Annotated in this window: 11 protein-coding genes; all 11 read right to left on the bottom strand. The window is 68.0% G+C overall.

Annotated elements, in window-relative coordinates; translation table 11 throughout:
• Positions 1-99: 99 nt before the first annotated feature.
• Positions 100-1275 carry a substrate-binding domain-containing protein gene (locus ABGA94_RS08160; RefSeq protein ID WP_375366983.1) on the bottom strand — a complete coding sequence of 392 codons (1176 nt, stop codon included), beginning with the start codon at positions 1273-1275 and terminating at the stop codon, positions 100-102.
• A gap of 270 nt (positions 1276-1545) precedes the next feature.
• Positions 1546-2745 carry a type II secretion system inner membrane protein GspF gene (gene gspF / locus ABGA94_RS08155; RefSeq protein ID WP_375366981.1) on the bottom strand — a complete coding sequence of 400 codons (1200 nt, stop codon included), beginning with the start codon at positions 2743-2745 and terminating at the stop codon, positions 1546-1548.
• A gap of 7 nt (positions 2746-2752) precedes the next feature.
• A complete protein-coding gene (gene gspE, locus ABGA94_RS08150; protein WP_375366980.1) occupies positions 2753-4186 on the bottom strand; it encodes a type II secretion system ATPase GspE in 1434 nt (477 codons plus the stop codon).
• Positions 4183-6564 (bottom strand): type II secretion system secretin GspD, encoded by a 2382-nt coding sequence (gspD, locus tag ABGA94_RS08145; protein ID WP_375366978.1) that lies wholly within the window; start codon positions 6562-6564, stop codon positions 4183-4185. The genes gspE and gspD overlap by 4 nt, the downstream gene beginning before the upstream one ends.
• Positions 6561-7088 carry a type II secretion system protein GspM gene (gene gspM / locus ABGA94_RS08140; RefSeq protein WP_021203914.1) on the bottom strand — a complete coding sequence of 176 codons (528 nt, stop codon included), beginning with the start codon at positions 7086-7088 and terminating at the stop codon, positions 6561-6563. The genes gspD and gspM overlap by 4 nt, the downstream gene beginning before the upstream one ends.
• Positions 7085-8248, bottom strand: coding sequence for a type II secretion system protein GspL (gene gspL, locus ABGA94_RS08135; RefSeq protein ID WP_375366977.1), 1164 nt, complete (start codon positions 8246-8248; stop codon positions 7085-7087). Before gspL ends, gspM begins: the two co-directional genes overlap by 4 nt.
• Entirely contained in the window at positions 8245-9150 is a 906-nt protein-coding gene (gene gspK, locus ABGA94_RS08130) for a type II secretion system minor pseudopilin GspK (protein WP_375366976.1), read from the bottom strand. Before gspK ends, gspL begins: the two co-directional genes overlap by 4 nt.
• A gap of 9 nt (positions 9151-9159) precedes the next feature.
• Positions 9160-9597 carry a type II secretion system major pseudopilin GspG gene (gene gspG, locus ABGA94_RS08125; protein ID WP_005416799.1) on the bottom strand — a complete coding sequence of 146 codons (438 nt, stop codon included), beginning with the start codon at positions 9595-9597 and terminating at the stop codon, positions 9160-9162.
• A 57-nt stretch (positions 9598-9654) separates the two neighbouring features.
• Positions 9655-10236, bottom strand: coding sequence for a hypothetical protein (locus tag ABGA94_RS08120; RefSeq protein WP_375366974.1), 582 nt, complete (start codon positions 10234-10236; stop codon positions 9655-9657).
• Positions 10237-10356: 120 nt separating this feature from the next.
• Positions 10357-10908 (bottom strand): hypothetical protein, encoded by a 552-nt coding sequence (locus ABGA94_RS08115; RefSeq protein WP_005416804.1) that lies wholly within the window; start codon positions 10906-10908, stop codon positions 10357-10359.
• Positions 10909-10966: 58 nt separating this feature from the next.
• A partial coding sequence (locus tag ABGA94_RS08110) for a FecR family protein (RefSeq protein ID WP_375366973.1) occupies positions 10967-11711 on the bottom strand: 745 nt, incomplete at its 5' end.

The following is an 11711-nucleotide window of genomic DNA, read 5'->3' as shown; positions in this document are numbered from 1 at the left end:
CCCTGCCACTGATAGACGGTTCACGTGGCACGAAGCCGACAGCGAAACACTGCGGCGGCGGCACCGTCGCGTCAAGCAGGATTCAACCGGTGCTGCGGATTACAGCGGACGACCGATGCCGGCGCAGGTGCTGGGGTTGTTCAGGCCGGCCGTGCTGCTGGCCAGCACGAAGCGGTTGCGGATCGCATCGCGCCACGCCTTGGTCAGCGGGATGAAGCCGTGGTCGGTGATCGACTTCTCATACGCGACGGTGTAGGTCGCCGGATAATGGCGGGCCAGGAAGCCGCGCAGGCTGGTGGCGACGCTCGAATCCTTGTAGCACTGGCCGATCACCAGGTTGGTGTAGCCGGCGATCGGATAGCCAGCCGACGGGTTGCCGAACACCGGCACCCAGTTGGCCGGGTTCTCAGCATCGGTGCCGGTCGGCGGAGCGACGGTGTCCAGGGTGGCCTGCACGCTCACCTGGTCGGGCGAGAAGCCCTTGACCTTGGCGACCTTGGTCGCATCGGTCAGGCTCGGGATCACGTCCGGGCCAACGTAGCCGATACGGCCTTCAGCAGCGTAGACCGTGTTGTACAGCGAGGTGCCACCGGTGGCCGGGGCGGCAACGAGGAACGCCGGAAGGTTGCCGTTGGCATCGCGCTTGTACAGGTCGGCGAAGGTCGACTTGATGGCGAACTTGCCGCCCACCAGCTTCGAGGTTTCAGCGTTCTCAGCGGCACAGGCCGCGGTCAGGAAGCGGCTGAACATTTCGCTGGTACCGCTGCTTTCCGCGCGGTACACCACCTGGATCGGGCCACTGCGGTTGGCATCGATGGTCGACCAATCGCTGATCGCACCTGAGAACACGCCGCAGATCTGCGCCACGCTCAGGTCCACCGCCGAACCGGCCTTGTTGAACGGAATGGTGACCGAGGTGGCCACCGACGGCACCTGGATCAGCGCGCCGTAGCGATTGGCGTTGGTCGGCTGGTTGAAGTTGGTGGTGTAGTTGCTCAGCTCGGTGCTGCTCAGCACCGAATCGCTGCCGGCGAAGTGCACGGTGCCGGTGGTCGAGAACAGCGCCGAGTTGTTTTCCAGGAAGGCCTTCTTGCCGGTACCCGAACCGGTCACGGCGTAGGTGAAGTTCGCCGGCAGGATGCTGTCGGCCGAACCCTTGTAGAGGTCGGCCGGCAGCGAGGCACCGCCGCCGGTAACGGTCTGCGCCGAGGCGGCGCCCACGGTAGCGAGCAGCGCGGTGGCAACCAGCGCGGCCAGGGTCTTGTACTTGGTCATGATCTTCTCCTGAAGGGTTTACTGCGAAGGGAAACGCCAAGGGAGGAACGGTCACTACACGCCTGCTGCCGCCGAGGGCCTCCCAGCCCACTCTGCGGCGACGGGTCCATGCTGGTCCGCGCCGATGACAGGCCGCTTAAGAAACCTGTGGAAGATCGGAAAAAGGTGTGGAGGATTGTGTGGAGAAATCCAGGCACACGTAGATCCACGCCATGCGTGGATGTGCCGCCCATGCGCGCGTCGGTTGATCCATCCACGCATGGCGTGGATCTACTGCACCAGCTGATTCATTTCCATGATCGGCATCAGCACGGCCAGCACGATCGTCAGCACCACGCCGCCCATCACCAGGATCATGGTCGGTTCCAGAAGCGCGGTCAGTGCCATCGCGCGACGCTCGATGTCGCGTGAGATCGTCTGTGCGGCGCGGTCCAGCAGTGGCGTCAGCGAACCAGTCTTCTCGCCGCTGGCCACCAGGTGCACCAGGATCGGCGGATAGACCTTCTGCACCTTCAACGCAGCACCCAGTGCCGCACCTTCGCGTACGCGTGCAGCCACATCATCGGCACAGCGCGCCAGCAACGCGTTGCCCAGGGTCTGCCGCGCCGCTTCCAATGCGCGCAGCAATGGCACGCCGGCATCCAGCAGGATCGCCAATGTCGAGGCGAAGCGCGCACTGTTCACGCCCAGCACGAAACGCCCGACCATCGGCAGCCGCAGCAGCATCGCGTGCCAGCGCAGGCGCAGTTCCGGCCGCCGCAACGCCAACCGCCATGCCACCACCAGCGCAGCGATGCCGAGCCCCACCCACATGCCCCAGCTGCGCACGAACGCGCTGGCGGCCAGCATCACCTGGGTCAGCATCGGCAGCGTCTGCCGCGCCTGCACGAATGCGGTCACCACCTGCGGCACCACGTAGCTGAGCAGGAAGATCACGATCGCCACCGATACCAGGCTGATCGCCGCCGGGTAGATGAAGGCGGTCAGTACCTTGGCCTGCAGCGCATTGCGTTCCTCGATGTAGTCGGCCAGACGCTCCATCACCCGCGCCAGATCGCCGGAATCCTCACCTGCACCCACCAGCGCCCGATAGATCGGCGGGAAATCGCGTGGCCGCGCGGCCAGTGCCACGGTCAGGCGCTGGCCGGCGCGCACGTCGGCGCGCACAGCGGTGAGTGCCTGGGCCACGTGCGGGCGCTCGGCCTGTTCGATCACCGCACTCAATGCAGCTTCCAACGGCAGGCTGGCCGCCAGCAGGCTGGCCAGCTGGCGCGTGGCCCAGGCCAGCTCGCTGGCCGACAGGCGGCGAGCGCCCCAGCCAGTGCCTGCACTCCGCGCCGCGCTGACCTGCACGGGTGTCAGACCGCGCCCACGCAGCAGCTGGCGAGCACCGCGCGGGCTGTCGGCATCCAATTGACCTTTCTCGATGCGGCCCTGCGCGTTGGCAGCCTGGTAATCGAACAGTGCCATGCAGGCCTCAATCGTCGCCGGTGACGCGCAGGATCTCTTCCAGCGTGGTCACCCCGCTGTCGACCCAGCGCTGGCCGTCCTGCCGAAGGGTCCGCATGCCGGCCCGCCGCGCCGCCTCGCGTAGCGCAGGCTCACCCTGCCCTTCATGGATCAGTGCGCGTACCCGGTCGTCCACCACGAACAGCTCATGGATGCCCGTGCGTCCGCGATAGCCACTGTTGGCACAGGCCGTGCAGCCCACTGCGCGCCATACGGTTCGGCCTTCGCCATCCAGCTCGGCACGCCGGCACTGCGTGCACAGCCGCCGCACCAGCCGCTGCGCCAGCACACCGCGCAGCGACGAGGCCAGCAGGAACGGTTCCACGCCCATGTCGGCCAGGCGGGTCACCGCCGAGACCGCATCGTTGGTGTGCAGCGAAGCCAGCACACCGTGCCCGGTCAGCGACGACTGCACCGCGATCTGTGCGGTCTCCAGGTCACGGATCTCGCCGATCATGATGGTGTCCGGATCCTGGCGCAGGATCGCGCGCAGCGCGGTGCCGAAGCTCATGCCGATGCGCGCATTGACCTGGATCTGGCCGATGCCGGCAAAGTCGTACTCCACCGGATCTTCCACGGTGAGGATATTGCTGGTGCTGCTGTCGAGCTGGCCCAGTGCGGCGTACAGCGACGTGGTCTTGCCGCTGCCGGTCGGCCCGGTCACCAGCACGATCCCATGCGGCTGGCGGATCAATCCGGCGAACGTGGCCAAGGTGTCATCGGCCATGCCCAGGCGCTGCAGCTGCAGGCGGCCGGCATCCTTTTCCAGCAATCGCAGCACGGCGCGCTCGCCATGCCCGGTCGGTACAGTGGAAACACGGATGTCCAGCGGCCGCCCGCCCACGCGGATCGCGATGCGCCCGTCCTGCGGCAACCGCTTCTCGGCGATGTCCAGGTGGGCCATGATCTTGATGCGCGACACCAGCGCCGCGTGCAATGCGCGCCGTGGCTGCACCATGTCGCGCAGGGTGCCGTCCACCCGGTAGCGCACTACTGAATGGGTCTCGAATGGCTCGATATGCAGATCGCTGGCGCCATCGCGCGCGGCCTGTGCCAGCAGCGCATTGATCATGCGGATCACCGGTGCATCGTCCTGCGCATCCAGCAGGTCGGTGACCTCCGGCATGTCCTGCATCAGCCGGTCCAGATCGACTTCGCTTTCGGCGGCACCGACCACGGCAGCGGCATCACCGCCGTCACGGTACTGCTCACCCAACCGCTGCTGCCAGGTCGCGGCATCCAATGCCTGGAACGGAAGCGGGCCATGCCGCCGGCGCAGCTCGGCCACGGCCCACGCTGCGGTATCGTCCGTTCCCAGCAGCACCGGCTCGCCACCGGCTTCGGTCAGCATCACGCCGTGGCTGCGCACCCACGCGTACGGCAGCGGCACAACGGCGCTCACGGCTCGATCACCAGTTCCGGCGTGTAGCCCAGCCCGCGCAGCTGCTGCAATGCCGGGTCCAACTTCACCGGATCACGCGGCAGCCGCACGCGCAGGCGTTGCCCACTCTCGCCCGGCGTCGCCTCCGCGTAGGCCTGCAGGCCCAGCGCCCGCACCTGCGCCACGCCCTGGCTGGCACGGCTCCGCTCCAGCCCCTGTGCGAACTGCACCAGCTGCGCATCGCCGTCACCGGCCGGATACAACGCTGCCAGGCTGGTGTTCTGCAACGGCTGGCCGTGGCCATCGCGCGCATTGCCCTGGCCGAGTACCGTCAGGTCCTGCGGTGGCAGCAGCGGCGCCGACAGCGCGGGCAAGGCCCAGCTCTGTACGGGCTGCGCGCCGGCCTGCGCATTGCGCATGTAGTCGTAGCGGTCGCGGGTCAGGCGCTGTCCTGCGGCCGGGTCGCGTACCACGTGCGGACGCAGGAACACCATCAGGTTGGTCTTGGCGCGCTTGCGCGTGTCGCTGCGGAACAAGGCACCCAGCACCGGGATCTTCCCCAGCCCCGGTACCGCATCACGGCCGTGGCTGACGCTGTCTTCCAGCAGGCCACCGAGCACCATGATCTGGCCATCGTCCAGCAGCACGCTGGTATCGAGTGCGCGCTTGTTGGTGATGATGCCGGCCGTGCTGTTCGCGCTCTGCGCGTCGATGCTGCTGACTTCCTGGTAGATGTCCAGCTTCACCGTACCGCCCTCGGAAATCTGTGGGCGCACCCGCAGCTTCAGGCCCACGTCTTCGCGCACGATGGTCTGGAAGGGGTTGTTGCTGCCGCCGCCACCGTCGGTCACGTAGCGGCCACTGACGAACGGCACGGTCTGGCCGACCATGATGCTGGCTGCCTCGTTGTCCAGCGTCATCAGGTTCGGCGTCGACAGGATGTTGGCGCCGCCTTTGCTCTGCAGCGCAGTGGCCAGCGCCTTCATGTTGAGGATCTGGCCGACACCGGGCAGGTTGATGGTGCCGTCGATCACGCCGATCTTCAGGCCATCCTTGGGCAGCACGTCCAGCGTGGTACGCGCACCGGTATTGAGCCCGCTACCGCCGGTAGCGCCCCCGAAATGGGTGCCGCCAAACGTACGGCCATTGCCCAGCATCCACTGCACACCCAGCTCGGCCGCGTCGGTCTGGTTGACCTCCACGATCAGGCTTTCCACCAGCACCTGCGCACGGCGCTGGTCGAGCTGGTCGATCACCCGGCGAAGGTTGCGGTACACCGGCTCCGGCGCCGAAATCAGCAGGGTGTTGGTGGCCACGTCCGCCTGTACCGAAATGCCGTTCTGGCTGAAGCCGGTGCTTCCTGCATCGATCGGGTCGCCCCGGCTCGGGTCCAGCCGCTGCGATTCCAGCGCATTGCCCCCGGGCTTGGCCTGCTGCGGCTGCGACGTCTGGGGGGGCGTGGGACGGTTGGCGTCACCCGGCAGCGGGGTGATTCCTTGGTTGCTGCCCATGGCCGGTGCATCGCTCTGTCCGGCTACCACGCCACGCAGCACACCGGCCAGCTGGTTGGCCTGGGCGTTGCGCAGGTAGACCACATGCAGGTTGCCGGACTCGTCCTGGGCACGGTCCAGCTTTTCCACCAGCTGCCGCGCCAGGCGGGTGCGACCCGGGCTGCTGGAACGCAGCAGCACGCTGTTGCTGCGCGGGTCGGCCATCACCACCACCTTCTGGCCCGGCTCGGCACCCTGCGCATCCAGCAGCGGTGCGACCATTGCCGCCACATCCACCGCAATGCCCTGCTGCAGCTTCACCACATCGGTGTCCATGCCGGCGGGCGTGTCGACGCTGGCGATCACCCGCGCGATGCGATCCAGGTTGTCGGCGTAGTCGGTGATCACCAGGGTGTTGTTGCCTGGATTGGCGGTGATCGGGTTGTCCGGGCTGATCATCGGCCGCAGCACAGCCACCAGCGCCGCCGCATTCTCATAGCGCAGCGCAAAGGTGCGCGTGGCGATCTCGCCCCCTGCACCACCGCTGCCCACCCGTCCACCGAGCAACTTGGCATCGGCCTGCGGCACCACCCGGCTGACGCCGCCGTTCTCGACCACGGCGAAGCCACGCATGCGCAATGCGCCCAGCAGCAACTGGTAGGCCTGGGTACGGCTGACCGGGCCATCGGAAACCACCGTCATCTTGCCGGTCACGCGTGGGTCGACCAGGAACTGGCGCCCGGTGAAGCGCGCCGCCATGCGCAGCACGCCGCCGATGTCGGTGTCGACCAGGTTCAACTGCACCGGCTCATCGCGGGTGTCCTGCGCCAGCACGGGTGCCGGCGCGTGGCCCATGCACACGATCAGTGCCAATGCGGCACTGCAGGCAAGGCTGCGCATCGCCCTCATGGATGGGCACCCGCAGTTGCCACCATCACGATGTGTCCTGAAATCCGTGCCGCCGGCATGTTCGCATCCCCTGTGCGTGTCAATTGCAGCTGCTGCAACTCGATGGCCGGGTCGGCCAGCAGCGGCAGCAGCCAGTTCCATAGCGCATCGGCGGGTACGGCCCGTACCTGCAGGTGCCAGCGCCCGTCGCGCGCTTCGATATGCAGGCCGTCGGCCAGACCGGCAGCCTTGATCTGGTCACGCAGCCCGGCCAGGGTCGGATGCTGGCCCTGCGCCAGCTGCTGGCGCTCACGCGCGCGCAGCAGCGGCGCCAGTGCGCGGGACTGCGCCTGCAGCCGTGGCAGTTCGGCCTGCCAGTGCGTGCGCTGCTTCAGCAGGGGCTCCAGCCATAACGACCACAGGCCCGCCACCAGCAGCGCCACCACCATCACCCACAGCATCAGCCGGTCGCGCGGTGGCAGGCGTTGCCAGCGCTGCTGCAGGCCCACCAGCCCCTGGCCCAGCCGCAGGGTTCGGGTCGTCACTGTCCCGCTCCGCTCACCCGCAGGCGTCCACCGGTATCGCGCGCCAGCTGCAGTCCCTGCGCCTGCATCGCTTGCTGCCAGCGCTCAAGCCGCTGTGGATCGTCGGCCAATGCCTGGGCATCGGCGTCCAGCTCCAGGTACACCTGCCCGGGTTGGTAGTGCAGGCTGTGCACCTGACCCGCCAGCTCCGGAACCGCGTGCAGCGTGCTGGCGATCTGACGTTGCAGCGCCGGCAACGGCGGCGTCGGCGGTGGAACCGCAAGCGCTCGCCTTGCCTGCAACACTGGGTCCACCACATCGGTGACCTCCGGAAAGCGTGCGCTGAACTGCCGTGCCATGCCCTGCTGCAGCGCCTCACCCTCGATCCGCCAACGCGAGACCTGCCACTGCAGGCCAAGTGCAGCCAGCAGCACCGCCGCCAGTGCCAGGCCGATCGCCAGTCGCGGCGCTTGACGGCCTGCGCCGGGCAGCGGCAATGACCAACCCGGCAACGGACCACAGGCCTGCTGTTCATGCGCAACGGCGGTGCCCGGCAGGCTGTCCGGCCACGCCGGCGGTACGCTGTCGATCCATTGCACGGCCCGCACGCCGGCCTGTTGCAGGCGGGTGGCCAACGCCTGCATCACCGCAGACGCGTCACGTCCGCCATACCATTGAACAAGTCCCCGATCGCGCCCGCTGCGCACCAGCAGATGCTCGCCGCTGACCTGCAGCGTGGCGTGGCCGCGCTGCCAGGGCAGCAGCAGTGGCGTCGGATACAACGCCTGCAGCTGCAGCGCACACGAGGCCAGCAGCTGCTGCGCCTGCGCGATGGCCTGCTGGCCGAGCCAGGCCACCGGAACCGTACCGTCTGCCGCCTGCGCACCGTGGGCCAGCGCCACCTCCTGCAGGTCATCCAGCAGCATGGCCTCCACCTCGCCCTGCAACGCCGCCTGCAGGCGGCGCCCGGACAGCGGCGGCAGCTGCAGTTCCAGCAGGATCAGGTCGTTCGGATCAAGGCAGGCATGCACTGTGGCCCGCGGATGCCGCAGACCCAGCGCGGCCAGCGTGTCGCGGCCGTGTGCCACTACCTCGTCCTTGTGCAGCTGCGCCCAGTCCACCGCACTGTCGGCGCGCATGTGCGCCAACGGCGGCAGGCGCACCCGAAGCTGCACCGTCATGCGCCGATCCTCGTCCACACCCGTTGTACACGTACCCCGTCGTCGCGGTACTCACGCCAGAGCAGCGCGCGAAAATCAACCGCGCTGCCGTCAGCCTGCACCCGGCCCACGGCCAGGAACCACTCGCTATGGATACCCAGCGGAAGCACGGCCATCTGTTCGTTGCTCAGTTGGAGTCGGTTGGCGATGTCACCGCGGTTGAGCAGCCAGTGGCCAGCGTCGCGCTCAGCGAGCAGCGCCTGCAGCCTTGCCGGTTCCACCGCAGGCGCGACCGCCTGCAGGACGCTCAGGTCGCAGGTGTTGGCGTTGACCAGGGTCTGCGCCGGCAACACCACGGTGCGCCGCGCCAGCGCCTGCAACGCCACCGGGTCAGCGCCGACCAGCGCCTGTTCGATCAGTGATTCGCGCGGCAGCGGTGCCTGCGCCTGCACATCGCCGTCGCGCAGGCGCGCCTGGATGTGGTCCACCGCGGATGCGCAGGTGCCCTGGCCCAGCCCCTGCCCGGCGCACAACGCGACGAACGCGCCCCGCGCCTCGGGGTCCGGCCTGCCCTGTGCCAGCAGGTTGCGCAGGTTGAACATCGACTGCGCATCGACCAGTTGCAGCTGCACCGGCAATGGCGCCTGCAGTTCCAACGGGCGCGCCCAGCGCCCGCTGCGCACCGTGGTCAGCTGTTCCTTGACATCCTCACGCAGCTGCTGCGCCGCACGCTCCAGCGTCGCATCCACCGCCATGCGTACCTGTGCGCGCAACTGGTCGCCGCCCAGCGCGCGCAGCTGCGCCGACTGCCGGGTCAACAGCGCAGTGGCAATCACGGCCACCAATGCCACCACCAGCAAGGCGACGATCACCGCCACGCCACGCTGGTGGATGCATGAAATCGAACGCGTCCGGGCTGCCATCAGCACGCCTCACAGCTGCCAGGAGCCGATGTCTGCGTTCCCGGCGTCGCCACCGGGCTTGCTGTCCGCACCCAGCGAGAACACATCGATGTCGCCATGAGTGCCTGGAACCTGGTACTGGTACGGATGGCCCCACGGATCATTCGGCAGGCGATCCAGATACGGCGTCACCGGCAACGCACCGCTGCCCTGCGGCGGCTTCACCAGCGCCTGCAGGCCCTGTTCGGCACTGGGATAGCGCCCATTGTCCAGCTTGAACAACTTCAGCGCCTGCATCAGCGCCGCGATGTCCTGGCGCGCCGCCACCACACGCGCCTGGTCCGGACGGTCCATCAACCGCGGCACGATCAGCGCGGCAAGGATGCCGATGATCACCACCACCACCATGATCTCGATCAGGCTGAAGCCCTGCTGCCGAGCCCTGCGACCACCTGCCTGCCTTGCCATTGTTCCGCCCTCGTCATCCTGGAAGAGACCGCTGCACCATGGTCAGCGGTGCATGTGTCAGTACGATAAACATCCGCCTGCGATTCGCTGCGCGGTTGCCTGTGCGGCCGCTCGTGCAGCCGGCGCGCGTGCCGCCTCGAACAGGTGAGGCGGCACGCTGGCCAGTGTTTGGTCGATGCACCCGCGCAGCAACGGATGCACGCACGCCTGCAACAGGCGCACGCACTGCGTCGGCGACCACGCGGTGCCGTGGTCGAGGCCAATGAACATCCGGTAGGCCTGGTGGTAGCGCAGGTCGTCGTACACACGCTGTGCACTGTTGAGATCACGCACGACCACCAGCAGCGCCGCACGTTGCAGCAGCCGCGCATCGGCTGCGCCAAGCGGCAGCGCGCTCATGGCCGCGTCGGGCCAGGGCCACAGCCGCAGGTCGAGGGCCTTTCGAAGTGCCGCCAGTGGATGCGCACTGCTGTCCAGTGCCGCCCAGCGTGCCGCATCCGCCCAGGCGTCACTGGACAGCACCCAGGCCCACGAGCGCCCGTAGCGCTGCACGTTCAGTGGCGCGTGCCGTGCCTGTTCCAGTGACTGGCTCAGGTGGCGATCCAGCTCCAGCATGCTGATCCTGCGACTGTCTTCCATCTGCGCCGCCCGTGCTCCGCGACGCGTGGTGCGTCGTACTCTGGAGAAGACGTCAGCAAGGCAGGTGAAGCGACACCGCGAATGCAACTCTGTGCACGGGGTGGCGCTTCATCGGCAACGTCATCGCAGCGTCATCCGCCTGCAGGCTTCGCGCTGCAGCCGCGGTGCGTCACCCCCACAACGGCGGGCCAGTACCGCCACGTCGCTGCGGGCAGCGAATGCGACCAGTGCATCGGTCATGTCCACGTCATCGCACCATGACGCCAGCGCGACGCGCAGTGCGGGCAGCTGCCACCCGTCCATCACCCCATGGGCGCCCGCCACGAACCAGTGCCAGAGCCGATGATGCAGCACCTGCTCATGCAGCTGCGTGAGATCGTCGATGCCATGGATGTCCGCCAACAGCAGTGCGCGTGCGAGCGCCGCAGGCGGCAGCGCCCCGGATTCGACCAGGGGCATCTCCTGCTGCTGCAGCCGCAGCAGCATCGCCAATGGGTGTGACTGCGGATTGAAGTCCAGCAGCACCGCCTGCTGCTGCCACTGCGCGTCGGACACCACGCACACCCAGGGCGAACCATAGCGATGCACCATCAAGGGCCTTCGCTGGGTGGTTTCCAGCAATGCAGACAGATTGCGACGCAGATCGAGCACACCGATGGTCTCGTTGCGCATCCTTGGCTTCTCCTCGCTTGCAACAGCCCTGCGCGGCGCGCACGGCCAGCGCCTTCATCTATCCAAGGACGGCGATGCCACCCGGAAAGCGACGCAGATCCAGCGACATCGTCAGTCGCAGCTGGTCCAGTGCCGCGTCCGGATCATCGATGCGGAAGCGGCCACTGACCGGCGCGCGCGCCAATGCCGATTCACCCAGCAGTACCTTGCCCCGCCGGTAACGGTTGATCTCGTCCACCACCTCGCCCAGCGGTGCGCGGCGGAACACAAGCATGCCTTCGGTCCAGGCACTCACTTCCGAAGCTACGGCCTCGGCCACGACGCCACTGAGGCGCTCGTCGAACCGGGTCTGCTGGCCGGCCTGCAGCTGCAGGCGGCCCTGCGGGTGCTCGATACGGGCGCTACCCTGCAGGCAGGTCACCCGTACCTGGCCGTGGGTGTTGCGCACGTCCAGGCGCACCGCACCTTCATCGGTAATCACGCAACCCGGGCCCGCGAACAGCGCCAGGCGCAGGCCAGCGCCGGTTTCGATCGCGGCCTGGCCCTGCACCAGCTCGAAGCCTTCGCCCTGCGCGTGCGCGCGGCGGCGCAGGCTGCTCTGCGTATCCAGTTCGATCTTGAGCTGCGGCAAGGGCGCGATCTGAAGTCGTTCACCTGTGCCGGTGTGGAAGTCGGCCGCCATCGCCGTCACCGAGGGCCACAATCCCAGCGGCGGGCGGAGCGCCGCCGCCACCACCAGACTGGCTGGCGCTGCCACCGCAGCGCCCAGGAAGGCGCGCCGGCTCCAGCGCTGGGCCGGCGTC

The sequence above is a fragment of the Stenotrophomonas sp. 3diitr2024 genome (genome assembly GCF_042136455.1).
GTDB classification, from domain to species: domain Bacteria; phylum Pseudomonadota; class Gammaproteobacteria; order Xanthomonadales; family Xanthomonadaceae; genus Stenotrophomonas; species Stenotrophomonas sepilia.
The sequence above is the reverse complement of the archived record's forward strand: the minus strand, read 5'-3'. Positions and strand labels throughout refer to the sequence as shown.